The organism is Lysinibacillus parviboronicapiens (assembly GCF_003049575.1).
GTDB lineage: Bacteria > Bacillota > Bacilli > Bacillales_A > Planococcaceae > Lysinibacillus > Lysinibacillus parviboronicapiens.
The window spans coordinates 1-26,650 of the sequence record NZ_PYWI01000023.1 but is presented as its reverse complement, the minus strand read 5'-3'; the positions used below and the strand labels follow the sequence as shown (position 1 = coordinate 26,650).

The window sequence follows — 26,650 nt, the reverse complement described above, 5'->3', positions numbered from 1 at the left end:
TTTTTACACATTAGACTTAATCATTTCAAACAATAAGGGCACATTTGTTCCACGCTGTAGAGAATTACAGCCTTCCATTAAAAACGTCCAGCTTTCCTTCATTTTTTCCCTATAAGAAAGCGCGGGATTCACAGGAAGAAACTCCCCGAGAAATTCTTCAATGGAACCCGATAAATTGTCAATAAAGGTATCTGCTTTATGAATCTTTTCTGTCGCAACTTCATTGCGCTCATTCCACAAAACATGCTCTAAATTAGTTGAAAAATAAAAAAGTTGATAAGGTACTTTTAAGCGATTAATGCTAAAGTGATTATGGGCCATTAGAATTTTGGCATTATTTGCTTTCATCTCATTACGTTGTTCAATCTGCTCTTTACGTTTCTCTGTTTTTACGAATATGGCATCCTCTGTGTAGTATAAATTTTGTTCAATATCTGACTTTACTTGAACAAATTCTGGCGCTATAAAACACCCATCCGCATCAGTAATATGAACGACAGCAGTTAAATCCTGCGCTAAAAACTTATACTTCTGTAAATAGTTGTGAATAACTCGCCCCACACTATTTTTAATATTAGGTATATTTTTTTTAGCATCCCACTTCGTTAAAATATCCTCTCGTTGCACATCAAAACGAATTGTCGAATTACCAAAATGCTCATCTAGATAATCTTCTAATACAATTTGCTCTGTTTGTCCTTCTACAATAATTAATAATACCTTTTTAGTCATGTTGCACACCTGCTCTTCTAAAAGCACGCTTGATTTTAAATGTTTTTGTTTCCCTATAAACTTCTTCGTCCTGTCCACCTAATTGAATTGCACGTAAATAGACATCTCTCGCATTATTCACTTCTTTAATCCCTTTGAGTTGCATATAGCGGGTATTTTCATTTGTCGTCGTAAACCATAAATTTTTAATGGCAAGCACCTCTAACACACGTAAATTGTGGGAAGTAAAAATTAGCTGTCCTTTCCCGCCCTCATCAATCACTGTTAACAACTCACCTAATAAATATTCAAAAACACCTGAATCTAATTCATCGATTATCACACAAGCATTCGGGTTATTATAGACTGCTATTAGTACACTAAGTACGGAAATAATTTTTAATATTCCTTCTGATTCAGTACGTAAGGGTAATTCACAGTCACCCCGTTGCGATAAAAATTCAAAACGTATTCCCTTTTCACCGCTATCTAATGTTTGCTCTGTAATAACATTAATCTTAATTGTTAACTCTGGAATAATCGTTGATAATACTCGATTACTTTGTTCAATTACTTCGCACAATATATAAAAGGCATCCTCTGGTAATAATGCTGGTCCCTTCAAATCATATGGAATTGAACCACGTGTTCTTTCTAAATGGACGCTAAATGGCATAATGCGTTCTTCAAATAAAGGAGCAATGTTTTGGTTATTCACGACATGCAAATCGCGATTAAAATCGATTGCCAAATTATGAAGCAGCTGCATTTCTAATTCCGTTAATTTCTCCTGTAATATAGGCTTTAAATCTTTGTGGAAGATAAATGACATATATTGTTTTCTCGCCAATTGATTGATGACAAGCATTTGGACGCGCAATTTTTCATTCATATCTGCAAGGGATGCATTGCGTATCTGCACATCCTCTTCTGTTGCATACAAAAGTACCTTCGAGCGCTTGCCTTTCTCATTTTCTCGATATGTCACACGCTCGGCGGTTGTGTATAGTCTTTTTTCATCTTCCTGTAACTCTACAAAATAATTGACATAAAAAGTACCAAATTGATTTTCTACAAGAAATTCTATTTCGATGTTTGCTTTATCCTCTCCTGCAAGAATCATTCGTTTTTCTCGAGCAGGCAATTTCACATCAGCAATCCAACCAGAAATGAGTGTCTTCAGTAAAGCAAATGCATCAACAATTGTCGTTTTCCCTGAACCATTTTGTCCGTATAGACCCACAACATTTGCCTTAAAGAATGTCTCAAAATCTACCACTAATGTAATTTCACCACTGCGTACATTTCTTAAATTTCGGACTTTTATTTTCTTGATTTTTATAATCGCCATGATTTTTAACATCCTTAACAGTATTTTCTTCTATTATAATTAATTTTGTTATATTTTATAACAATTTCGATTTTAAGATATTTCCCTATCCTTTAGTCTAGGACAAATCAATCCACGAGTAGCGCCCAAGATAAGTAAGTATACAAATAAAAGACTTCCCTACTGTTCAGTATGAACTATGGGAAGCCTTTTATTTAATTTAAGAAAATTTTATTTACAAATCATACTACAAGGCAAATGTTAGCCATAATTATTTTACGTAATAATAGCTTAAGAATCCAAAGAGTGACTGTCTGAAAATGGTGATGTCGTTATATATTTTTGTGTGTACTATACGCTTAAGGTTAGAACTTCCACTAAAATAGACATCCTCACTCTATTTTAGATTCGTACTATTATAGTATACTTTTTAAATAACAATATGCACAGACACCTAAAATAAATGGTAAAAAAATACTATTATTTTCATTAGCGTATCAAAGTTTTACTGTGTAAATAGTTAGTTTTTTGGGTTGTGAATCAGATTTTTTGGCAGTATAGTTGATTATGATTAGGAAATGAATGGATTACTTTACTATTTTATAATAAATAAATTGACATAAAAGTAAATTTAATACCATATGTGATTAATTCAGTCTAGCTACTTACAACTATATGTACTATTTCATTTACTTTTTGCCATGAACATCATCGGTTATCCATTTTTCGCTAGAAATATGTCTTATAGTAATTTTAGGAGGAAGAGAGAGAGTATGAAAAAAAGCAAGAAACAAAACTTGTCAATCAGTAAGAAATTGACAGTTATAATGGTAAGTATTTTATTGTTATTCGGATTAGTCACTATGGGACTTTCCTATTATATTGTAAAAAATAGCAATTTAAAAGATATGGATCAATCCCTCTATGATAAAGGGATGATTTTATCTCAGACAATAGATCTTGATACACTAAATTCTATATTGGAACAGCCAAGCGCTGATAATCCAGATGCTCGCCGTTTGACAAACGAAATGGATAAAATCAACGACGCTTCTGACATTATCACAAATCTATATCTTATTACAGTAAATGGCGAAAATATAAATGCTCCTGTTCTTTCATCTAGCATTTTAGATTTAGGTGCAGAATATAACCAAGATATGATTGCAATGGGCCTATCCACAGATTTTCTTGCAAGAATCAAAGAGGTATTTAAAACAGAAGAGGCAACTGCAACCGATATATATAGCGATGAGTTTGGCAGCTATAAAACGGGATTAACACCTATACTGGCTGAAGATGGCTCTGTCTTAGCCGCTTATGCAATTGACTATGATGTTTCTATGGTAACAGCTAAAGCGATGTCAGAAGCATTATGGACATTATTAGTTACCGTTATTTTCTTAATAGGTTCTTCAATCGTAGTTTATTCCTTATTAAAAAAGAAACTAACACCAATTCAACAACTTTCACAACAATCAAAAAAAGTTGCTGAAGGGAATTTGGAGCTTGAAGCTTTGCCTGTTAAATCAAACGATGAAATTGGCTTGCTGACTAATAACTTCAATTTAATGATTGACAATTTGAGAACAGTCATTCAAAGTGCAACGAATGTTTCGTCACGTGTCTCGAATTCGGCACAAGTTTTATCTACACATATGCAAGTGGCAACAGATTCTTATAATAGTGTAGCTTCATCTATGCAAGAAATTGCTGGTGGTGCGGATTTACAAGTACAAAAGGCACAAGAAAGTTCAATTACAATTGAGGAAATGAGTATCGGAATCCAACGTATTGCAATGACGTCTAATCAAATATCTGAATCCTCTATTCTCGCATCAGAGGAAGCTGAAAAAGGAAATGATTCTACCAACAAATCTGTGGCGCAGATGAATGCAATCAGTAATGCGGTAAATCAATCGGCAGCATCCGTCAAAATGTTAGGTGCACATTCAGGTAAAATTGAAGAAATCGTCGGTATTATTACAGGCATTGCATCTCAAACGAATTTACTGGCGTTGAATGCTGCGATTGAAGCGGCTCGTGCAGGAGAGGCTGGAAGTGGCTTTGCGGTAGTTGCAGATGAAGTACGCAAACTTGCTGAGCAATCAGAGGCATCGGCAAGGGAAATTTCTACACTTATATCTCATATCCAACATGATACAAATGAATCTGTAAATGTGATGATGCGTGCTGTAGAGGAAGTAGACAATGGCTTGGTGATGATTAATGATTCCGAGAAATCATTTGGCCAAATTCTAACTTCGATTCATCAAGTTTCAGGTCAGATTCAAGAGTTATCAGCAACAATTGAAGAAATGGCCGCTGGTATGGAAGAGGTAACATCATCTGTTCAGGATACAGAGGAATTTTCGGTAAATTCTAGAGATAATACACGAGCAGTAGCTGAGGCTTCTGTATCTCAGCTGGATGCTGTGCACAAAGTATCAGATGAAGCACAGGTGTTAAATGAGCTATCTACTGAACTATCAACTGTTGTTAATTCATTTATAGTGAAATCATAATGAAAAAGTATTCAATGGGAATGACTTTTCCATTGAATACTTTTTTACAAATAGGAGTTGACATGATTGAATATAAAACATGGACTTGACTTAATTACACCAGATGTTAATACGGAAACGAATGAGCTAAAGTTTCTACCTACTAATCGTACGCAACTATTAACGAATAAGGAAAAGTTATTATACCTGGCGCTAAATCAAACGAATTCCTCTTATGAAAAAGATAAAACTATACCAGAAATTTTTTATCAATCAGCTGCATTGTTTGCAGATAGAATTGCCTTGTCGTTTGATGGTGGCACGATGACTTATCGTCAGCTAAACGAACGCTCCAATCAAATTGCCCATATGCTAGTAGCTAATGGACTACAAAAAGGTGATTATGTGGCAATTGTCATGGAACGTTGTAAGGAAACTGTCGTCAGTTTGCTAGGTATTTTGAAAGCCGGTGGCGTATATGTTCCTATTGATCCAAGCTACCCAAAGGAACGTTGTCACTATCTATTGAACGATACAGGTGCACCCTTCATACTAACCAAAGATGACCATACTTTATTACTTAATGATTTACTACATAGCGATTTTCACACTCGCACAATATTTATCCTAAATCAGATGGAAGAGACATTTTCAAAACACAATATCAACATTGATTTAGCCCCTGCTGATTTAGCCTATATCATTTATACATCGGGATCTACGGGCAAGCCAAAAGGGACGATGCTTAGACATTATTCTGTTGTCAATTTAATAACGGATAATCAAAGAATTTATAAATCCTCGGAGCGAGATGTCTATTCTCAATTTATCTCCTATAGTTTTGATCCATCTATTACAGAAACATTTACAGCTTTCTTCTCCGGTGCTAGATTGCATATGTTAACAACTATAGAACGGGTGTCGATTGAGGCATTTGCAGATATGATTAAGCGTGAAAGAGTGACAACTGCTACTGTACCAAATGCTTTCTTTACTCAACTCGCGACTTATCTCCCTATAGAGTACAAAGATGCACTGACATCACTCAAATATTTGTCAGTCGGTGGAGAAGCACTTATGTCTGCCGTTTTACAAAAGTGGCAAGAAAAATTTGGCACAACTACGGAAATTATTAATGTCTATGGCCCAACAGAATGTACAGTTCTATCTTCTTATTACAAAGTAAACAAAGCCATAAAGGACAACCAATCAAGTATCCCTATCGGTAAACCGATTGCAAATTATGAAATGTATATTGTCAATAAGGATGGGCAACTTTGTCCGATTAATGAACCTGGGGAATTGTATATCGCAGGTACAGGTTTAGCTGCTGGTTATTTAAATCAACCTGAAAAAACCGCCGAAGCATTTGTCCCTCATTTGTTTTCGGATAACCCTGAGAAATTGATGTATCGAACAGGTGATTTAGTGCGCTTATTGCCGAGTGGTGTCATTGAATTTGTCGGTCGCAAAGATTCGCAAATCAAAGTAAGAGGGTTTCGAATTGAGATTGGGGAAATTGAAGTCGTAATGGCCAACCAACCTTGCATACAAGAAGCAGTGATTCTCGCGAAGAAAATGGCGGATGGAAATAATAGCCTATTTGCTTACTATACTGTATCCAGTGGGATGCAGGTGAATCAGGCAGAAATCAGAGACCATTTAGCACGTAATTTACCTGAATATATGCTACCTGAACGCTTAATCGAAGTTCAAGAAATGCCTTTGTCCCCTACTGGTAAAATCGACCGCAAACAATTAGCTGAGATGGATGTTGCAATACCTTTAACAAGCCACTATGATGCGCCAGAAAATGCAATACAGCAAATGCTAGCACATGCTTGGGAACATGTACTCGGGATTGATCGTGTAGGGATTCATGATAATTTCTTTCATATTGGTGGACATTCACTAAAAATATTGGAAATTCTTGTTCAAGTAAAAAAACATGCGCCTTTTTTAAAAATCCAAGATTTCTTCCAGTATCAAACAATTGCAGAATTAGATAACTATATGAGCAGCTATCAACCTGAGGATAATGCTACAACTGATCATTCGGCTGACTTTGTTCTGAAGAACTTGATGGAGCCAAGTGTTCTACCAATCACTCAAACTACGAAACCATTGCCAATGAATAATGTCTTATTAACAGGAGCGACAGGCTTCTTAGGAAGTCATGTTTTACATGAGCTATTGACTAAAACGACTGCTCATATTTACTGTCTCCTAAGAGAAAATGCACATGCAACGCTCGATGAAAAATTAACAGATAGTATGCAATTTTATTTCGATGATTCAATTATCGCTATGTTGGATCAGCGTGTAACAATCATTCAAGGAGATTTAGCAAAACCAGCACTCCAATTATCAACGGACGATGAGCGTACACTTACTGACAACATCGATGCGATTATTCATTGTGGTGCCGATGTCAGACATTTTGGAGCGGTTGCACAATTTCGCGATGTCAATATTGAGGGTACGAGGTACTTGCTTAATCTTGCGAAACGCAAAGCTGGAGTTCATTTCCATTATGTTTCAACAATTGGGATTCCAGAGGAGCTCGCGGCAAAGCAATGGGTACCAAATCAAGTTCATGGAGATTTTAACTATGATGTTTCACTTGAAAATGTTTATAACCAAAGTAAATTAGAGGCTGAGAAGCTCGTTAGAAATGCTGTTGAAGATGGGATTCCAGCTTCTATTTACCGTGTAGGAAATTTAACTTGTCATTCCGAAACAGGTAAGTTTCAGCGCAATATGGATGATAATGCTTTTTATCGAATGATTAAATCAATGCTTTGTTTAGGGAAAACACCAGAAGCTAACTGGCATGTTGATTTTACACCGATAAATTACGCGAGCCAAGCACTTGTTGCATTAGCATGCCAGCCGAATTCAAACGGCCATACATTCCACATATGTAACCCTGTACCCCTAACATATCTCAATTTCATTGAAGGCCTGAAGGGACTTGGCTATGAGTTGGAAGTGATAGCGGCAGACGAGTATGAATACTGGTTATTGCACGCAGACCATCCACAAACATTGCAGGAATATTTAGCATTAGCCATTGCTCAGCTTGAGGGTGATGGAGCAAACGATTCCCCATTTATCTTTAATACAAATAAAACGCAGGAATTTCTAATGAATACGGATGTCGCTTGTGCTGAGCCAAATCCAACCTTTATCAAAACAATGATAAATTACGGTATCCAAATGGGCTATTTTCCAAAGCCACTCTCTGTGGGAGTCAAATAATGTCTTGTTCAAGTAGGGTGAAAAATGGCGTACACTTATTCATGCTACCTCTTGGCCCACAATTATTACAATGGGAATCTGAAGCATTGTTATTGAACCTTCCAGATGAAGATTGTATAAGAACATTAAGGTATAAGCACTGGCTGGATCGGCAGAAGGCATTACTTGAGACCGTTCACATTAGATGTATGATTCGCGAATTTACAGATTTACAACATGCAAAAATTACTCGTAATTGCATTGGCCGCCCGTATATTACCAACAACAATCGTTGGCAAGGCGACTTTAATCTGTCACACTCTGGCGATTGGATTGTCGCTGTGCTAACCCATCAAGGTCGTGTTGGCGTCGATGTTGAAAAGATAGATCGTTTCAATGAAGATATAATGCCATATGCCCTGTCAGAGGCAGATATATATATGATTAATCACTGTTCTAAAGTCAATCGAGCAAAGTTATTTTTTGAGCTCTGGACAATGAAGGAAGCAATCTATAAAACAGGACTATTTTCGAATGCAACGCCAACGCTACTGGATACGGTTGTATTAAAAAACAAGTGTAATGACATTTATACACAATTGTTATATGTAGATCAAAAACATCCTGTTACAGTTTGTTGGGACCGCGAGCTGCTCCTTGTTAAGCAAACTACATTGAACAGGAGCCAGCTTGTTTAATGCAACCACTATTAATCGAATCTAGTCATACAAAAAGCCCCTAATGCAGCTAATTTGAACTGCAAGGGGGCTTCATTTTTTACTTATTTTAGAATGCTCGGAAGCAAGCATATTTTCAGCATGCGCAACAACATTAATTCTATTTAAACAAGTCTGGATACATTTCTTTTGCTAAAAGTTCCATTCCGTCTATCGTATTATACCCATAGCCAAACAAATAATTGTAATCTACTATATACATCTGTTTATTTTTGATTGCCTTCATGCTTGATAATTTTGGATTGGCATAGATGGCTTCACGCACTTTTCCAAGGTCTGAGCCATCCCAATTAGGTATAATTAAGACATCTGGATCAGCCTCAATAAGTGTTTCAACACTTACATCTCCTACTTCATCCTTAAAAATATTATCTAACTTAATCATATTAAAAGCATCATTGAAGAATGTTTCACCATGTGCTGGATAGACAAAAAGCTCCTTTGGATCGTTAGTATGCAAATAAGCAAATGTTTTGTGCTCTTTAATACTTTCTAATTTTGAAGTAATTGTTTCTTGTCGGTCTTTAAGCTCTTTTATAAAATTATCTGCTTTATCTTGAACACTAAAAATTTTACCGATGTTTTCTATGTCTTTATAAATAGAAGCATACGTTCCGCCTGTAACTGATGACTCTAGTACATAGGTTTTAATATTCATATCGTTGAGTGTATCTACAGTACCTACACCCCAATCTGCATTATCAAATAAACCGCCTCGTCCAAAGACTAAGTCTGGGTTAGTTCCTAAAGTTACTTCTTTACCAACATATTCATCACTTAGAATATTTAATTTCGAGTAATCTTCCTCTACTGATTTGTCGGGTTCTCCAAAGTTGGCCCCTACCCCTACAATTTTATCGCCTAAACCTAAATGCAATAATAGCTCTGCTGCTGGACGAGTATTAGCCATAATTCTTTCAGGTGCTTTATCAAACACTTGATCTTTGTTAGCCCATGTTGTTCCGCCTTCAGCTTTCGAAAAATTTTGAATCGTCAATGGGTAATGCTCTTGCGTTTCTTTTTCCGTTGAGGTTTTTTTAGTTGTTCCTCCACAAGCTGTTAATGTTAACACCGCTGCTAAACCAATTCCAAGTAATAATTTCTTTTTCACTGTGATCCTCCTATATTCCATACGCAAAACTCAATCCATTTGTAACAGGATTCGTATATGTTTGGCATTTTATTTGATATAATGCTTGAATTGTATCTGATGTTAAAACTTCTTCTGGTGTACCGTGAGCATAGACCTCTCCCTCTTTTATTGCGTACAGATAATCGCAGTAATGCGCTGCCATTTCTAAATCATGAAGCGCTGCAAGAACACCTATGTTCAAACTTTTTACACATGATAAAATTTCAATCTGATAGCGGATATCTAAGTGGTTCGTTGGTTCATCTAAAATCATAAATTTAGGTTGTTGCGCGATAGTTCTCGCAAGAATAACCCTTTGTTTTTCCCCACCAGATAACGATAAGAAACCACGATTTTTGTATTCAAGTAAATTTGTAGTTGTTAAGGCTTCCTCGACAATCTCAAAATCTTCTTGTTTATCGGACTCTAGCATTTTTTTATGCGGTGTCCTGCCCAACATCACCATTTGTTGTACTGACAAATCAAAATGCATTTCATTAAACTGCCCTACGACACCCAACCGCTGAGAAATTTTTTTCTCGGAGGTTTTTAAGACATCTAAATCATCTAAAAAAACAATGCCCTGTTGTGGAACCAAGCTTTTATAAATACTTTTTAATAGCGTTGATTTCCCACATCCATTTGGTCCGATAAGACCAACAAATTGTTGTTTTTTTACGTGGATTGAAACATTTTTAATAATTTCTTTCTTCCCTATCTTTATTTCCATATCCTTTGCAGTCAATTCCATTTTCTACCCTCCGAAGTTGTAGCCTTTTTTCACAATCATATAGATAAATAATGGCGATCCTATAACTGATGTGATGATACCAATAGGCAATTCAACATTATGTATTAATGTTCTTGACAAGATATCTGCCCAAATCATAAACAGTCCGCCTAAAAGTAAAGTCCCTAACATTAATCGTTTATGATCCGCTCCAAAAATCCCCCTTGTGATATGTGGGATAATCAAGCCTACAAAACCAATCATTCCTGCGTATGCGACCATTGTTCCTGTAATAAGTGCAGTGACAATCATATAAAATTTACGGTAGATGCTTAAATTAATACCAAGGGTAATAGCTGATTCATCACCTAGAAGCATCGTATTTAATACGCGATGTTGGAACAGGAACAGTCCACCACCAAGTAAAATTACTACTGCCATGATAGGCGTTTTCTCCCAGCTTGCAGAGGCCAAGCTTCCCATAGACCAAAATGTAACAGTTTTAATTCCTTCGGCATCATTAGCAAAAAAGATAATTAAGCTTGAAAAAGAACTACATAATGCGCCAATCACAACCCCTGAAAGAACGAGTTTTACGGATGTCGCTTTACCGCCTATACTCGATAAAATAAGTACTGCCATTGACGTAAACATCGCACCAACAAAGGCACCGAACGCTACACCAAATTGAGCCAAAAGCGCACTACTACCAAAGCCCACTAGAATGGCAAATGTTGCACCTAAAGAAGCACCTGACGAAATGCCCAGTATATAGGGGTCAGCAAGCGGATTTTGCACAACTGCTTGCATGACGGTTCCACACAATGAAAGACCTATGCCAATCAGCAATGCCAAAATAACGCGGGGCATCCTCACCTGTAAAATAATATTCAAGTAGGATTCACTTTGGACATTATCGAGCGAGCCAAGCCGCCCATTGGTCATAGCATGCAATAATATATCCATAGATTGCTTGAACGGTATATTGACTTGTCCTATCGATACAGAAAAAACGGCGGATAACAATATTAAGGCTACTAAAAGAACAATAATCGCATAATAAATATTGCCCATCCCGATTCTGTTTATATCTTGTTTATCCAAGATTTCACCTCTATCTACATTACTCACTTCAAATGATAACGATTATCATTATCATTTTCTTTTGTATTGTAAGATATAATTAGTTGAAAAACAACAAGAAATTTTATTATTCATTGTTTTACTGAATTGAGAACAAATAGTTTGCTAGTGCAATATGACAATAACATTCATTTAAGCATGGTTTCTTTTATGGCAATTACAACAGAAAATATTCATAAAAAGAAAATCCCATGATTTACGAAACATAGAGTAGAATTTGATAATCCATTCTATTGCTACCAGATAACACGGATCTTAAGAATCATCAACACACAAAAACACCTCTAAATATTTTTGAGAGGTGTCCCGCGATAAATAGTAGTGCCCTTAATAATACGATTAGTCTACACTTTACTCACTGCCCTTTTGTTTAACTAATCGACTAACGAAATACTTACAGCAGTTCTTCTAATCTTCCGTTGCTACATTATTCATTTGGAAATTTTGGTAGATAAATCATTGCCTTAAATAAATCGCCATCTACTTGAACTAAGAACTTTCCGTGCTGGATGTGAATAAGGCTTTCAGCAATCGACAATCCTAATCCGCTACCTTGACTTGATCTAGATTCATCCCCTCGTTTAAAACGTTCCATTAGCTCATCGACTGAAATATTTAATTCATATGCTGAAATATTTTTAAATGTCACGAGTATTTCATTCCCTAAATCTTCAACATCAATATAAACCCTTGATGCAGGCTGTGCGTATTTAAAAATATTCGAGAATAAATTTTCGATGGAGCGCCATAGGAGTTTACCATCAGCCTTCACATACACCTTTTCTGTTGGGTTAGCTAACTTAAAATCTAATGACGATGCTTCAATTTTTTCACCCATTTCCCCTATTCCTTGCCTTAGTAATGATACGATGTCAATCCGTTCTAACTGAACAGGGATACTTCCACTTGATGCTTTAGCCGCTTCAAATAAATCATCTGTTAAGAGCTTGAGTCTTTTCGATTTTTGATCTAACACGTCTACATATTCAGCAATTATTTCAGGGTCGTTTTCTATTTTTAATAAATCGACATACGTAATGATTGACGTTAAAGGCGTCCTGATATCATGCGAAACATTCGTAATGAGCTCTGTTTTTAAACGCTCGCTCTTAATCTCACTATCCACCGACTTTTTTAACCCATCGGTAATACTATTAATATTCGATGCAAGTCGGCTAAACTCTCCTTTTCCGTCTACTTCAATTCGATGAAGAAGATCCCCATTCTTAATTTGCTCTACGCCCTCTTTAATGCGGTTAAACGACTTCACCTTTTTCATTGCAAACCAGGCAGCTAGACCCATGGTAATGGGAAATACGAAAAACGTTGCCGCAACTACTAATGGATAACCAATGACAAGCAGCACGACTTTCACACCCATACTGCCACTATCAAATACATGTTTTACTAAAAGAAAAACCTTTTTAAGAATTTGATATATGAGTGTATGCTGAAATAATGATCTATTTTTGATATGCTTTACGAGCGATAAAATCATCAGTAAGGCAATGATAAAAATAGGTACCGTGAGGAGCATGGACATATCATGCAACACTTCAACAATCACTGCTATCCACATCGCTGTTAAACAAACGACTATCACAATGTTGAGATCATTATATAGTTTGTCAATGACATGAAAATGAATTTCTTTATCTTTAAATGACGTTCTTCCAATAACTATGATTAAATAAACCAAAGATAAAATAAATCCTGCTAGAAATACTATGCATTCATTAAGAGAACTTTTGGCAATCGTTTTGTCTTTTTCCCATTCCTGCATTTTTTGTTGTAAGAAAGATTCTTTAAACGCCACATAAATAATGTCTGTTTGTGGATTCAACATTTCAACTTCGCGTGTAAAGTAATCTAAGTATTGGCTTTCTTTCACTTCATTTGGATAAAGTTTTTGTTGATAATCCTCAAATAGCATATAAGCACCAAATGATTCAAATTGCTCTTTCTTATTTAGTTCACTATTGGAGAATACATGTTCACCGTCACTCGCATAAAACATGATTCCCTCATATGCTTCTAATGTGCTGAGTAACCGATAAAATTCTCTTACCTGTTCTTTCATGCTTTCGTCTTTTTTACTATTTATGTCATCAGCATATTTTTCTTGATACATGCGCTTATTTTCTACTTCACTCAAATTCGGATTATATCTGTATGAATAACGGAAGTCATTATATAAATCTTCTTCGATTTGTCTAATATCTTCTTCTGTTAGTGTCTTACCACTTAAAATATGTTCTTCACTTTTGTATTTTCCGATTAATTGCGCTAAGGAGGCAATAAGGCTGTAACTTTCATCAGCGAATGCTCGGCTTTCAAAATAATTATCTTGATTTATGCTACTAAGATGAACCTCATCAAATTCCATGTTGATAATTGCCTTCGCTGTACCCGTTAAACAAACGATGGCAATCAGAAACACAACCACTTTCGTAATGAGTGCATGACTAATATTTCTCAACTTTATACCCAACTCCCCATACGACTTTTAAATATTTCGGCTCTTTTGGATTTATTTCAATTTTTTCTCGAATCTTTCGAATATGAACCGCAACCGTATTTTCTGGATTAATGGCCCTTTCATTCCATACCTTTTCGTAAATCTCTTCAATTGTGAATACTTTCCCAGCATTTGCTGTAAGGAGCTTTAAAATTTTATACTGCACTGGTGTCAAATGAACCTCTTGTTTATCAACCGTAATGACTTTCTGTTCATCATTAATCATGAGCCCGCCCGTTTGAATTACATAACTACTCACCTCAAGACTGCCAAATGTCGTATACCTTCTTAGCTGAGATTTCACTCTAGCCACAAGTTCTAAAGGATTAAATGGCTTGGCCATATAATCATCAGCTCCGATATTTAATCCGAGTATTTTGTCATAATCCTCCGACTTAGCAGAAAGCATAATTAACGGAATCATATTATCTTGCCGAATCTTCATCGTCGCCGTAATGCCATCCATTTTTGGCATCATAATATCCATAATAATTAGGTGAATAACGTGATCTCGAATAACATCGATTGCCTCTATACCATTGTAAGCTTTGAATACTTGATACCCCTCATTTTCTAAATAAATGCTAATCGCTCTTACAATTTCTTTATCATCATCACAAATCAAAATGTTCAACTACAGTCACTCCTCCATCTCTTTAGGCTCATGTGATCACCCTATAGGATTCGTATAAGGATATAATACTAATTAAATCTTAACAAACTCACACACCAATTCTTAAGATTTTCTTATTGTTTCCTATGTACATTATAAACGGCAATAGACAATTCTGTTTTTCCTGATTCCATTGAACAACTGGAGGAAAAAGAAAGCACTTGCACTGTTCTTAAAAACTACTAAGAATCAAGGTTTGGCGCTAGACTACTTGATGTTTCTTATCACGGATACCCTATCGTCAGCAAAAGAGTACAACTCAGGATGGCTAGACTTCTTGCAATCACAAAGTTAAAACCTGACTTCACACCTCACTCATTTTGTCATACACTCCACTTTTAGTAGAAGAGGTTTAGCACTCGAACAAACCATGGATAGACTTGACCACTCAGATGATTAAATCACTAAGAATGCCTAGCTCCACGTTACAAAAGAAATGAAAAAAGAAGCTTCTCAAAAGTTTATACAACTCATGAGAAGCCTCGATTATATTTCTATATGTTAGCAAAATGTTAGCATTTCACTTTTAGCTTACATACAAACCCTTAACTATCAAGGGTTGTAGCAGTTTATTACATCATGCCGCCCATACCGCCCATGTCAGGCATACCCATGCCTGCGCCTGCGCCTGCTGGTTCTGGAATATCTGCAACAACCGCTTCAGTTGTTAAGAATAGAGCTGCGACAGATGCTGCATTTTGTAGAGCTGAACGAGTTACTTTCGCTGGGTCTACTACGCCTGCTTCCATCATATTTACCCATTCGCCTGTTGCAGCATTGAAGCCTACACCAATTTCTTCGCGTTTTAAACGATCAACGATGATTGAACCTTCAAGACCTGCGTTGTTTGCAATTTGACGAACTGGCTCTTCTAATGCACGAAGAACGATTTTAACGCCTGTTGCTACGTCTCCGTCTGCTACGTCCGCTGCTTTTTCAACTGCTGCGTATACGTTAAGAAGTGCCGTACCACCACCTGAAACGATACCTTCTTCAACAGCTGCACGCGTTGAGTTAAGGGCATCTTCAATGCGAAGCTTACGTTCTTTTAGTTCAGTTTCTGTGGCAGCACCAACTTTGATAACTGCTACACCGCCAGCTAGTTTAGCAAGGCGTTCTTGTAATTTCTCTTTATCAAATTCTGAAGTTGTGTCAGCAAGTTGCGCACGAATTTGGCCAATACGCCCTTCAACTGCATCTGCACCGCCAACGCCTTCTACGATTGTTGTATTGTCTTTTGTGACAACCACTTTCGCTGCTCGACCAAGTGAAGTAACATCCGCAGATTTTAGATCTAATCCTAATTCTTCAGTAATAACTTGACCACCTGTCAAAATAGCAATGTCTTCAAGCATCGCTTTACGACGATCACCAAAACCAGGTGCTTTCACCGCTACAGCGTTGAATGTACCACGAAGTTTGTTTACAACAAGTGTTGCAAGAGCTTCACCCTCAACATCTTCAGCGATAATTAATAGTGGACGACCTTGTTGTACTACTTGTTCTAATAATGGTAAAACTTCTTGGATATTTGTAATTTTTTTATCTGTAATTAAAATGTATGGGTTATCAAGCACCGCTTCCATTTTATCAGTATCCGTTACCATATAGTGAGATGCATAGCCACGGTCGAATTGCATACCTTCTACAACATCAAGTTCAGTTGTGAAGCCTTTAGACTCTTCGATTGTGATAACACCGTCGTTACCAACACGTTCCATAGCTTCTGCGATTAATTCACCAACTTCTTCGTCAGCAGCAGAAATAGCCGCAACTTGTGCGATCTCTTCTTTGTTACTTACTGGACGAGAAATTGCATGTAATTCTGTTAGAGCTGCTGCTACCGCTTTGTCGATCCCTTTACGGATACCCACTGGATTGGCACCAGCTGTTACGTTTTTCAAACCTTCACGGATGATTGCTTGTGCAAGAACCGTTGCAGTTGTTGTACCATCCCCTGCGATTTCGTTAGTTTTAGAAGCAACCTCTGCTACTAATTTTGCGCCCATATTTTCATAGGCATTTTCAAGCTCTATTTCTTTTGCGATAGTTACACCGTCATTTGTAATAAGTGGTGAACCGAATTTTTTTTCTAAAACGACGTTACGACCTTTAGGACCTAATGTCACTTTCACTGCGTTTGCTAATTTATCTACACCTTGAAGCATTAATGAACGAGCTTCTTCTGAGAATTTAATATCTTTTGCCATTTGAATTTACCTCCTGGAATGGAATATTCGTTAAGCTTAATTTAAATAGTTGTGTTTTATTAAATAATTGCAAGAACATCGCTTTCACGTAAAATTAAATATTCATTGCCTTCATATTTCACTTCTGTACCCGAGTATTTAGAGAATATAATGTGGTCGTCAACTTTAACGTCAAGCTCTACACGTTGTCCGTTTTCTAAAATACGACCTGTCCCAACTGCTACTACTTTACCTTCTTGCGGTTTTTCTTTCGCAGAATCTGGTAGTACAATTCCAAATGCAGACTTTTCTTCTACCTCGATTAGTTCGATTACAATACGATCTCCTAGTGGTCTTAACAAGTGAAACAACCTCCTAATAATAAAATATTTGTTGAGAGTTTATTAGCACTCTATATCAATGAGTGCTAACACATTTATTATGATAATCAATCACTTCTTTTTTTGCAAGCCAGAACTTCGAAAAATTTTGTTTTCTTTCCATATTCCTCTACAATAGAAAGGAAGCATATGAATGGAAAGGATTTTGTCAGTGAATAATTCTCTAAAAGGTATTAACCATAAAAAAACGGCTCTTTATGTTTTAATCATTTACATTATCATGCAGTTGTCAGGCAGATGGCTCATTTTGCCGTTCCACAAAGTTGTGATGAGTACGACGGGTTTACCTGCTGCGCAGGCGGCTCCAATAACGCAAGGTTGGTATATCGCGCTTAGCTTTGCCATTGCTTTGATTCTAAGTTTAATTTTAACATCTCGTGACAAATCATTTTGGGATGTCTATCAAGGTAAAAAGGAAACAATACCACTAACAATTATGTGGGGTATTTTAGGTTTCTTCCTTGTATTTTTCGGACAAATGATCGGTGCAGCTATTGAAATGGCCATATTTGGCATCGAAGGCGGCTCACAAAACACAGCTGATATTGTTGCTATTGCCAAAGGTGCCCCAATCGCTATTTTAGCTATTGTTGTATTTGGACCTATTTTGGAGGAGTTCGTCTTCCGCCGTGTTATTTTTGGCTCGCTTGTCCAAACAACGAACTTCTGGGTAGCGGCCATCGTGAGTGCCATTTTCTTCGCGCTCATTCACTTCGATTTTTCACATATCTTGCTCTATACCATTTGTGGTTTGATCTTTGCTTTTTTATATCACAAAACAAAAAGAATCTGGACATCAATCATCGCACATGTAATGTTAAATGGATTTGTGACACTCGTACAATTCTATGCAGAACCACTACAAAAGTTTCTTGAAGAACTAGAAAAAATGCAATAAATTTTTTAACCGCTCTGGTTTTTCTAATATCCGAGCGGTTTTTCTATTGCTGGGTACTAATATAACGTATGCTAAGCAATAAAAGACTATCAGCGCATTCTATTATTAGAACGGTGTGAAATACCCGAGCCCTATTTAATAATTACCATCCCCTAAATAACAAAAAGCCCGGTGCATCTAGAATGCAACGAGCTATCATGAGTTAACTATTATTTTAATTCTTCAATTTGTCGGCGCTGTTGCTCAAGAGCTTCTTCAATCTGACGCTTTTGCTCAGCCTCTTGTTCTTCCTTCAAACGAATTTCTTCTGATTTTAAATATTTCTTATAGCCAACACGTGAAATCATGATACTAACTTCATAAAGCATAAATAACGGCACTGAAACCATTAAATGTGATCCTAATTCAGGTGGAGCTATCAATGCAGCACAGACAAACAGTGCAAAATAAGAATATTTTCGAATACGTATTAGTAAATTAGGACTTAATAAGCCTATACGTGAAAAGAACAATACCACAATAGGCAGTTGGAACAGAAAACCAAAAGGTATTGTAAGTTTAAATAAAAATGAGAAATATTCATGTACACCTATTACCTGAGTAATTTCAAGTTCCCCAGATAAATTCATCATAAACTTCATGACATATGGGAACAGTAAAAAATAAGAAAAAGATAATCCGGCAATAAATAAAATAAACGAATATGGTATATAACTTAGTGTTGCTTTACGCTCTACCTCACGGAGACCTGGGCTAATAAATGCCCATAATTGATACATTAACACTGGTGAAGAGAGAATAAACGCAAGTAAAAAAATCACTTGAAAATATATAGCAAGTGGTGTCGTCACATCAAATGCATGGAGTTCTAAATTATATGATTTACCTGTATCTTGAATATACTTTACAAGTGGTTTTGCAACAAAGAAGCTTCCAATCATCGCTAGCGCAAAGAAAACGGCAACAATGAAAAGCCGTTTTCTTAATTCTTCTATATGTTGAATGACAGTTAGATCTTTTGGATTCATTCCTCAAACATCCTAACTTACTTATCTAGTTCTTTCTTTTTCTTGTCATCATCTTCATCGTCTGCTAATCCTTTAGTAGCATTTTTGAATTCACGAAGAGTTGAACCGAATGCTTTACCTAGCTCCGGTAACTTCTTAGGACCAAAAATTAATAAAGCAACAACACCGATAATAATGAGGCTCATAGGACCAATACCACCCACTAAAGCCACCTCCTCTTTATATCCACCATTTTAACGCATATTTCGTCATTTTGCTAACTAATTATATGTGAAAGTTTTTCGTCTAGATATCTTTAAACCGTTGAATATCTAGCACCGTGATTTGACAAAAATTCCAATCCTCTATGTAATCTCTATTCTTCCTGATTACGTATTAAATAAATTAATGCCTGCAATTCTACCGACAAATCAATTGTTAACAGTTGCATCTTCTCCGGTACCGTAATGCGCTCTGGCGTAAAATTTAATATACCCTTGGCATTCATCGCCGCTAATCGGTCAGCCATTTTTTGTGCTGAGCGTGGTGATACCGTTAATATTGCAAGTTCCGCGCCGTATTCCGCATACTTTTCTTCTAATAAATCAGGGTGATAAACAGGAATATTACTTGTCATTTTCCCCTCTTTTGGTGCCTTTGAATCAAATGCAACCACAATATGTGTATTATGATTTTTCTGGAAATTATACTTTAATAACGCATTACCTAAATTCCCTACACCAATTAACGCCACTTTTGTTGTTTCATGCTGATCAAGTGTTTGGCTAAAAAACGTTAATAGATGCTGTACATCATAGCCATACCCTTTTTTGCCCAGCGCTCCGAAATAAGAAAAGTCACGGCGAATAGTTGCAGAGTCAATTTTCATTGCTTCACTCAGTTCCTTCGACGAGATACGTTCCATACCCTCTTGTGCAAAGTTTTGGATAAATCGATAGTAAAGAGGAAGTCTTTTGGTTGTGGCTTGTGGAATTTTCACATCTTGTTTCAAACTTTTTCCTCCTTATAAACACATCAAATTCGCCTCAGCGGATTTGAATACTGATTTTGAAACATGCTTATACGATTAAAATTTTTGACATCCACTGGGGGATTTCCCTTTAGTTAGTGGCGTCTATTACGCCACTAACTAAAGGGAAATCGTTTCAATCTTACATGACAGCTCGGAATAAGTAAAGCACTGACATTGCAAGCAAATCTCCCATCCATTACACTAAGAAGGAATTGAGGTGTCAAGAATGATTGTATTACAAGTCAATCAACTATATAAATCCTTCATTGCAGATGAAATTTTAAGTGGCGTAAAACTAGAAGTTCAACACCGTGATCGCGTAGCATTAGTAGGGCGCAACGGCGCTGGTAAATCCACTTTACTAAAAATAATTGCTGGTCAAATGTCGTATGACTCTGGTGATATCATTATTCCAAAGGGTGTACAAATCGGATATTTAGAACAACATGCTGGGCTAAACTCTACATTATCTATTTGGGACGAAATGATGACAATTTTCGAAGCGCTTCATGCACAAGAGAAGACTTTACGTTCCCTAGAACAACAAATGGCTGACCCAGCTATTTATGAAAATGCCGATATGTACGCCAAAGTAATGTCCGAGTATGACCAATTACAGCACGATTTTAAGGATGCAGGCGGTTATCAATATGAATCAGATACTCGTTCTGTACTTCACGGTATGCAGTTTTATCCTGAAGACTATGATAAAGCTATTAGCTCGCTATCAGGGGGACAGCGTACACGTTTAGCACTTGCAAAACTCCTTCTGAGCAAACCTGACTTATTAATTCTCGATGAGCCAACTAACCATTTAGATATTGAGACACTGTCATGGTTAGAGACATATTTAAAAGGCTATGAAGGCGCGATTTTAATTGTTTCTCATGACCGTTATTTCTTAGACCAAGTGGTTTCGATTGTCTATGAAGTCTCTCGTCATCGTGTGACAAAGTATCCTGGAAACTATAGTGACTATTTAGACGAAAAAGCGAAAAACTATGAGCGTGACATGAAGATGTTTGAGCGTCAACAGGATGAGAAGGCTAAGCTTGAGGACTTTATCCAAAAAAATATAGCGCGTGCCTCTACGACAAAAATGGCTCAAAGCCGTCGTAAAATGCTCGAACGTACAGAATGGATGGACTCTCCCGATGGCGATGAAAAATCTGCTAGCTTCGGCTTTACGATTGACCGCCAAAGTGGCAACGATGTGTTGTCAATTGATGGATTAGCTGTTGGTTACGGGGAGAAGCAAATTTCAAGTGGTATTTCACTGCGTACTTTCCGGGAGGATCGGATTGCACTCGTAGGTCCAAATGGTGTCGGTAAATCGACTTTACTAAAAACCATTGTGAAGGATTTGCCAGCTCTCGCAGGGGAAATTCGCTACGGTACGAATGTACAGATTAGCTATTATGATCAAGAACAAGCGAAACTTTCGAGCAATAAAAGTGTCTTAAAAGAGCTGTGGGATGAATGGCCATTAATGAATGAAAAGGATATTCGTACTGTTCTTGGCCGCTTCCTATTCAGTGGAGAAGATGTTGATAAAGCTGTTACTTCTCTATCTGGTGGTGAGAAGGCACGACTTGCATTAGCGAAGTTGATGATGCAAAAGGCCAACTTTCTTATTCTCGATGAGCCAACCAACCATTTAGATTTAGACAGTAAAGAAGTGTTGGAAAATGCGCTCATTGATTATCCTGGAACTCTATTATTTGTATCGCACGACCGCTATTTCATTAATCGAATTGCAACAAAAGTTGTTGAGCTGTCGGGTGATGGCTCATTCGAGTATCTAGGTGACTATGATTATTACCTTGAGAAAAAACAGGAACTTTTAGAAATTGCACAAATGAAAGCTGCTGCTCAACCGCAAGTCCATACAGAAGCATTAGAAAAAACTTCTACCTCTAAAATAGACAAAGAAGTAAAAAAACGTGAGCGCCAAATTCGACGCTCCATCGAAGAATTAGAAGGAAAGATGCAAGAAATAGATACTGAAATCGCTCATTTAGAAGAAGCGCTTTGTAATCCTGAAATTTTTACAGATCATGAAAAAATTACGCAATTGCAAAATGAATTAGCTACCTCAAAAGAGCAACATGAGCTATTGGAAATGGAATGGCTTGAATTAAATGAAGAGTTGGAAAATATTATTGCATAACACTTTGTAAAGCCATGTGCCTTGTCACATGGTTTTTTTCTTTACTCGCTCTCATTTTTCATATATATTGGTCAAGTGCTATTTTTCGACAAAAAATGCCCACAGTTTTATACACACTATAAATCTAGTAATATCAACATATCAACAGACTTTTCCACATTGTCCACAATTCCAAATTATTTAATCCACATATTTTTGTGAAAAATAAGCTACTATATATAGAATAATCACAAGTTATACACAAGTTATCAACAAATTGTGCATAAGTACGGATGTTCGCAGTTTTTTCACAGGTTTTTTCAACAATCCTGTGGATAATTTTCTGAAAAATTTGTCAATTAACAACTTACTATCGTAAGCATATATTTACTTTATATTTTATAATTACTTTCCCTTAATTATTTTTTCAAAAAAGTAAAAAAAGGTATCCCAGAATCATTTCTGAGACACCTTGTTATCTTAAAAGTCATCATATAGCCACTAACAGCACTACTCCACCCAAGATTTTAACTCCATTCCTGGACGACCATTCATCGTCAGATTACCACGTTTACCAGCTTCAAACATCGGTGCTGCTGCAGCTCCAATCATTGCAGCATTGTCAGTACATAATTTCAATGGTGGTACATAGAATGGGATACCTTCGTCCGCAAAAGTTACCTCAAGTGATGTACGTAAGCCTTTATTCGCTGCTACACCGCCAGCTGCAATCACTTGCTTAACATTATATTGACGTGCTGCGCGTAATGTTTTTGCCGTTAACACTTCCACTACACTTTCCTGAAAGCCTTTTGCAACGGCTGTTGGGGAAATTTCTTCTCCTCGTTGATCCATATTGTGTTTATAGTTAATGACTGCAGATTTCAAGCCACTAAAGCTGAAATCATAGGAATCTTCCTCCAGCCAAACTCGAGGAAAAACAACAGCTTCCTCTCCTTCATGCGCCAACTGATCAATACGTGGGCCTCCAGGATATGGTAAGCCTAATACGCGCGCCACTTTATCGTATGCCTCACCTGCAGCATCATCTCGTGTTTCACCAATTACTTCAAATGAGCCATGCTCTTTCATATAAACAAGTTCCGTGTGTCCACCTGATACCACTAGAGCTAGTAGTGGAAACTCCATCGGTTGTACCAAGGCATTCGCATAAATATGTCCTGCTATATGATGTACGCCTAAAATAGGCAAATTGTTTGCAAACGCAAAAGCCTTTGCCGCATTTATACCGATTAACAACGCTCCTACAAGACCAGGGCCCTCTGTTACTGCAACTGCATCTAAATCCGCTGGTTTCATATTTGCCTTCGCTAATGCCTCTTCGATGACAACTGTAATTTGCTCAACATGGTGACGTGATGCAATTTCTGGTACTACCCCACCAAATCGTTTATGACTTTCGATTTGTGAAGCCACAACATTCGAAATAATCTCTGAACCATTACGAATAATGGCAGCTGCTGTTTCATCACAACTTGATTCAATTGCTAAAATAACTAGATTATCCATTATAAATTCACCCACATGACAAGGGCATCCTCCCCGTTATCTGTATAATAACCCTTACGTATACCGCCATCTTGAAATGCAAGCTTACGATAAAGATTTTGTGCCACTGTATTGCTCTCACGCACCTCTAGACTCATTACATCCATGCCGTGTTCACGTGCAATGCGTATCGTCTCTCGCATTAAACCTTCGCCAATACCACGCCCACGAGCAGTCTCTATAACTGCCACATTCGTAATTTGTGCAGCATCTATGACCATCCACATACCACAAAAACCTATAATATTATTGCTTTCATCCACTGCTAGAACGTAATAAGCATACTGATTTTCATGCATTTCATAGTAAAAAGAATCAAGTGTCCAAGGCACTGGAAATGATGCTAGCTCAATGGCATATACTGCTGGTACATCTTCAGATACCATTTTACGATACGTTACATCATTACTCATGTGCCTTCTCCTTTTGTTCCTTTAACCAGTTTGCCTCAGCCTCAGCAATACGCTTGTATTGCGGTATAAAATGATGTATTGCCTCTACGCTCGGCAAGTCTCTCATACTTGCTAAACGTATTACCTCACTAGCACGAGGTAAGTCATCACTAAATGGCGCTCGGAGCGCATAATCACCAAGGACCTCTATGATTTTATCCCAAAAGATATCGACATCTGCTCCAATAAATAATATTGGCGATTCAAAAGCCTTCAAACGGTTTAACAGTCCGTCTATATGATCGTGATAATCTGCTACAACCACATCGAATCCAGCTCCATTATAAACAGCTGTGTAGACATTATTACGACGCGCATCAAAGATAGGACAAATTAGTCCATCATAAAGTGCAGCATTGGCTGCCAATGCCTTTAAACTAGATACACCGACTAATGGCTTTTGTAGTGTCCAAGCTAGTGTTTTGGCAAGCGTGACACCAATACGTACACCCGTATACGAACCAGGTCCCTCTGATACAGCAATGGCATCTAATTCGTTGGTTTTTATTCCTGCGTTTGCAAGAATATTTTCAATTGCAGGCATTGCTCCTGCAGAATGTGTTAATTTAATATTTTGGATAACCTCTGCCACTACCTTACCATCCTTTACAACAGCAACAGAAAGCGGCGCATTCGCTGTTTCAATTCCTAACCAGATCATTTCATTAGCTCCTCACATAATGCCTCATATCGCTCTCCATTGGGCGTTAACACAAAACGACGTTCATTGTCCCCAATTCGGTAAATTTCAATTGCTAAACGTTCCCGCGGTAAATCCTGTTCGATTAAATGGGCCCATTCAACAACTGACACGGCATCCCCGTAAAATAACTCGTCCCACCCAAGGTCTTCATCGCTTTCCGCCAAACGATATACATCTAAATGATTAAAAGGTAAACGCCCCTCATACTGTTTGATAATTGTAAAAGTTGGGCTATTAACTGTTCTCGTCACACCCAGCCCTTTTGCGAGTGCCTTTGTAAATGTAGTCTTACCAGCGCCAAGATCCCCCTCTAACGTAATGGTATCCTGTGCTTCTAGTAATTCCGCTAGCTTTAGTGCAAAATTCTCCGTATCTTCTAGTGACCTCATAATTATTTCAAACATTTTCTTTTTGTCCTCTCCTAGCTACATTACTTCTAGTTTACCGAAACATGCGCAAATGTTCAAAGCATCCAGTAATTTTCAAAAAAATAAACACGTCCTCTTTAGACGTGTCTACTTTCTAGTGGAATGCCCTTTCACTATAATAATCTCTTTACTTAGCAATTTTTCATCCTTAAATTGAACAATATAGGCTTGCGTCAACAGTATTTCATCATCCCAGCGGTAATGATTATCCCTTACTTTTTCTCCAGGGCCTCCTGCTATTTCGATGACTTCTAAATATGTCATCCCTTCTTTTAATTGTTCAAATTCTGTTTGATTCATATTTTTTTGCCAGTGATACGTATTTGATTCTTCTATTTCAATAATTCGATCTATACACCCTCCCAAAATAACTAATAATCCTATGAATATGCCTGTATATATCATTCTCCAGAAATAGTAATATCGCATACAATCACCTCCGTACACTTCAATCTACTACTAACTCAGTACCCATCACTGTCGATTGAGAAACTTAAAACTTTTTGCTTATATGGAAGAATTAAATGCTTTCTGTCTCACTATACATATGTAATGATATACAATTTAGTTCCTATAACTTCCGTGTCTGGTCTTCTCTCAATTTGGTGTTTCCTTTTCAGCTAACTTATTATGCCACTATAAATAAAAAAGCCCTTATGATATTTTCATATCATAAGAGCTGTATAATCAATAAATGGCGGTCCCGACCGGGATCGAACCGGCGATCTCCTGCGTGACAGGCAGGCATGTTAACCGCTACACCACGGGACCTCTTTAAGACATTAATAAATATAACATAAATATTTTCGCTATACAATGTTTTTTTTCATATTTCCAACAAATATAGCAAAAAAAATTTTAATCCATGTTGCTACTATCAAAAATTTTAACTACCTAATAAAGTGCACAAAAAAACAGTCAGCACTCTGCTGACTGTCTTACATGCCTAGCGACGTCCTACTCTCACAGGGGGAAGCCCCCAACTACCATCGGCGCTAAAGAGCTTAACTTCCGTGTTCGGTATGGGAACGGGTGTGACCTCTTTGCCATCATCACTAGACTATTGTCGGCTTCCAATATACGTCGTCTTTCTTTGTCAGCTT

Annotated in this window: 22 protein-coding genes, 1 tRNA gene and 1 rRNA gene; 5 read left to right on the top strand and 19 right to left on the bottom strand. The window is 37.1% G+C overall.

The window, feature by feature from the left end:
• Nucleotides 1–3 precede the first annotated feature (3 nt).
• Both C9J35_RS17270 and C9J35_RS17265 read right to left on the bottom strand, forming a co-directional pair.
• A complete protein-coding gene (locus C9J35_RS17270; RefSeq protein ID WP_107925509.1) occupies nt 4–732 on the bottom strand; it encodes a hypothetical protein in 729 nt (242 codons plus the stop codon).
• Nucleotides 725–2,062 (bottom strand): AAA family ATPase, encoded by a 1,338-nt coding sequence (locus tag C9J35_RS17265; protein ID WP_107925507.1) that lies wholly within the window; start codon nt 2,060–2,062, stop codon nt 725–727. The genes C9J35_RS17270 and C9J35_RS17265 overlap by 8 nt, the downstream gene beginning before the upstream one ends.
• A gap of 752 nt (nt 2,063–2,814) precedes the next feature.
• Between C9J35_RS17265 and C9J35_RS17260 the strand changes: the two genes are divergently transcribed.
• From C9J35_RS17260 to C9J35_RS17250, 3 genes are all read left to right on the top strand, one after another.
• Nucleotides 2,815–4,566: a methyl-accepting chemotaxis protein gene (locus C9J35_RS17260; RefSeq protein WP_107925505.1), complete on the top strand. Its 1,752-nt coding sequence runs from the start codon at nt 2,815–2,817 to the stop codon at nt 4,564–4,566.
• A gap of 66 nt (nt 4,567–4,632) precedes the next feature.
• Entirely contained in the window at nt 4,633–7,806 is a 3,174-nt protein-coding gene (locus tag C9J35_RS17255; RefSeq protein WP_107925503.1) for a non-ribosomal peptide synthetase family protein, read from the top strand.
• Entirely contained in the window at nt 7,806–8,483 is a 678-nt protein-coding gene (locus C9J35_RS17250; RefSeq protein WP_107925501.1) for a 4'-phosphopantetheinyl transferase family protein, read from the top strand. The genes C9J35_RS17255 and C9J35_RS17250 overlap by 1 nt, the downstream gene beginning before the upstream one ends.
• Before the next feature lie 139 nt (nt 8,484–8,622).
• Here C9J35_RS17250 and C9J35_RS17245 read toward each other — a convergent pair whose 3' ends face one another.
• From C9J35_RS17245 to groES, 7 genes are all read right to left on the bottom strand, one after another.
• Nucleotides 8,623–9,633, bottom strand: coding sequence for an ABC transporter substrate-binding protein (locus tag C9J35_RS17245; RefSeq protein ID WP_107925499.1), 1,011 nt, complete (start codon nt 9,631–9,633; stop codon nt 8,623–8,625).
• Nucleotides 9,634–9,643: 10 nt separating this feature from the next.
• Nucleotides 9,644–10,405, bottom strand: coding sequence for an ABC transporter ATP-binding protein (locus C9J35_RS17240; RefSeq protein WP_107925497.1), 762 nt, complete (start codon nt 10,403–10,405; stop codon nt 9,644–9,646).
• Nucleotides 10,406–10,408: 3 nt separating this feature from the next.
• Complete coding sequence (locus tag C9J35_RS17235) at nt 10,409–11,458, bottom strand: FecCD family ABC transporter permease (RefSeq protein WP_425312821.1); 1,050 nt, start codon at nt 11,456–11,458, stop codon at nt 10,409–10,411.
• A 496-nt stretch (nt 11,459–11,954) separates the two neighbouring features.
• Nucleotides 11,955–14,006: a HAMP domain-containing sensor histidine kinase gene (locus tag C9J35_RS17230; RefSeq protein WP_201262086.1), complete on the bottom strand. Its 2,052-nt coding sequence runs from the start codon at nt 14,004–14,006 to the stop codon at nt 11,955–11,957.
• Nucleotides 13,993–14,679, bottom strand: a complete 687-nt coding sequence (locus C9J35_RS17225; RefSeq protein WP_054768346.1) for a response regulator transcription factor — start codon at nt 14,677–14,679, stop codon at nt 13,993–13,995. Before C9J35_RS17225 ends, C9J35_RS17230 begins: the two co-directional genes overlap by 14 nt.
• 611 nt (nt 14,680–15,290) lie before the next feature.
• Nucleotides 15,291–16,928, bottom strand: coding sequence for a chaperonin GroEL (groL, locus tag C9J35_RS17220; protein ID WP_107925491.1), 1,638 nt, complete (start codon nt 16,926–16,928; stop codon nt 15,291–15,293).
• A gap of 59 nt (nt 16,929–16,987) precedes the next feature.
• On the bottom strand, nt 16,988–17,269 hold the full coding sequence (gene groES, locus C9J35_RS17215; RefSeq protein WP_054768345.1) for a co-chaperone GroES: 282 nt from the start codon (nt 17,267–17,269) through the stop codon (nt 16,988–16,990).
• Between the two features lie 172 nt (nt 17,270–17,441).
• Here groES and C9J35_RS17210 point away from each other — a divergent pair, with 172 nt between their 5' ends.
• On the top strand, nt 17,442–18,206 hold the full coding sequence (locus C9J35_RS17210; protein WP_107925489.1) for a CPBP family intramembrane glutamic endopeptidase: 765 nt from the start codon (nt 17,442–17,444) through the stop codon (nt 18,204–18,206).
• A gap of 209 nt (nt 18,207–18,415) precedes the next feature.
• Here the strand turns inward: C9J35_RS17210 and tatC are convergent, their stop codons facing one another.
• The 3 genes from tatC to C9J35_RS17195 form a co-directional block, all read right to left on the bottom strand.
• Nucleotides 18,416–19,234 (bottom strand): twin-arginine translocase subunit TatC, encoded by an 819-nt coding sequence (tatC, locus tag C9J35_RS17205; RefSeq protein ID WP_054768344.1) that lies wholly within the window; start codon nt 19,232–19,234, stop codon nt 18,416–18,418.
• Nucleotides 19,235–19,251: 17 nt separating this feature from the next.
• The gene (gene tatAY / locus C9J35_RS17200; RefSeq protein ID WP_268807934.1) at nt 19,252–19,437 is read right to left on the bottom strand and encodes a sec-independent protein translocase protein TatAY; all 186 of its coding nucleotides are present in this window, start codon (nt 19,435–19,437) and stop codon (nt 19,252–19,254) included.
• Between the two features lie 152 nt (nt 19,438–19,589).
• The gene (locus C9J35_RS17195; RefSeq protein ID WP_107925487.1) at nt 19,590–20,225 is read right to left on the bottom strand and encodes a redox-sensing transcriptional repressor Rex; all 636 of its coding nucleotides are present in this window, start codon (nt 20,223–20,225) and stop codon (nt 19,590–19,592) included.
• 247 nt (nt 20,226–20,472) lie between these two features.
• Here C9J35_RS17195 and C9J35_RS17190 point away from each other — a divergent pair, with 247 nt between their 5' ends.
• Nucleotides 20,473–22,416, top strand: coding sequence for an ABC transporter ATP-binding protein (locus C9J35_RS17190; protein WP_107925485.1), 1,944 nt, complete (start codon nt 20,473–20,475; stop codon nt 22,414–22,416).
• Between the two features lie 489 nt (nt 22,417–22,905).
• On the opposite strand, the gene tsaD is transcribed toward C9J35_RS17190, so the two are convergent.
• From tsaD to rrf, 7 genes are all read right to left on the bottom strand, one after another.
• Nucleotides 22,906–23,925: a tRNA (adenosine(37)-N6)-threonylcarbamoyltransferase complex transferase subunit TsaD gene (gene tsaD / locus C9J35_RS17185; RefSeq protein ID WP_107925483.1), complete on the bottom strand. Its 1,020-nt coding sequence runs from the start codon at nt 23,923–23,925 to the stop codon at nt 22,906–22,908.
• Nucleotides 23,925–24,377 (bottom strand): ribosomal protein S18-alanine N-acetyltransferase, encoded by a 453-nt coding sequence (gene rimI, locus C9J35_RS17180; RefSeq protein WP_054768343.1) that lies wholly within the window; start codon nt 24,375–24,377, stop codon nt 23,925–23,927. The genes tsaD and rimI overlap by 1 nt, the downstream gene beginning before the upstream one ends.
• A complete protein-coding gene (gene tsaB / locus C9J35_RS17175) occupies nt 24,370–25,077 on the bottom strand; it encodes a tRNA (adenosine(37)-N6)-threonylcarbamoyltransferase complex dimerization subunit type 1 TsaB (protein ID WP_054768342.1) in 708 nt (235 codons plus the stop codon). Before tsaB ends, rimI begins: the two co-directional genes overlap by 8 nt.
• On the bottom strand, nt 25,074–25,523 hold the full coding sequence (gene tsaE, locus C9J35_RS17170; RefSeq protein WP_054768341.1) for a tRNA (adenosine(37)-N6)-threonylcarbamoyltransferase complex ATPase subunit type 1 TsaE: 450 nt from the start codon (nt 25,521–25,523) through the stop codon (nt 25,074–25,076). Before tsaE ends, tsaB begins: the two co-directional genes overlap by 4 nt.
• Before the next feature lie 111 nt (nt 25,524–25,634).
• A complete protein-coding gene (locus C9J35_RS17165; RefSeq protein ID WP_054768340.1) occupies nt 25,635–25,976 on the bottom strand; it encodes a hypothetical protein in 342 nt (113 codons plus the stop codon).
• A gap of 266 nt (nt 25,977–26,242) precedes the next feature.
• A tRNA-Asp gene (locus C9J35_RS17160) sits at nt 26,243–26,318 on the bottom strand.
• A gap of 173 nt (nt 26,319–26,491) precedes the next feature.
• Nucleotides 26,492–26,607 (bottom strand): 5S ribosomal RNA (gene rrf / locus C9J35_RS17155).
• Between the last annotated feature and the right edge of the window lie 43 nt (nt 26,608–26,650).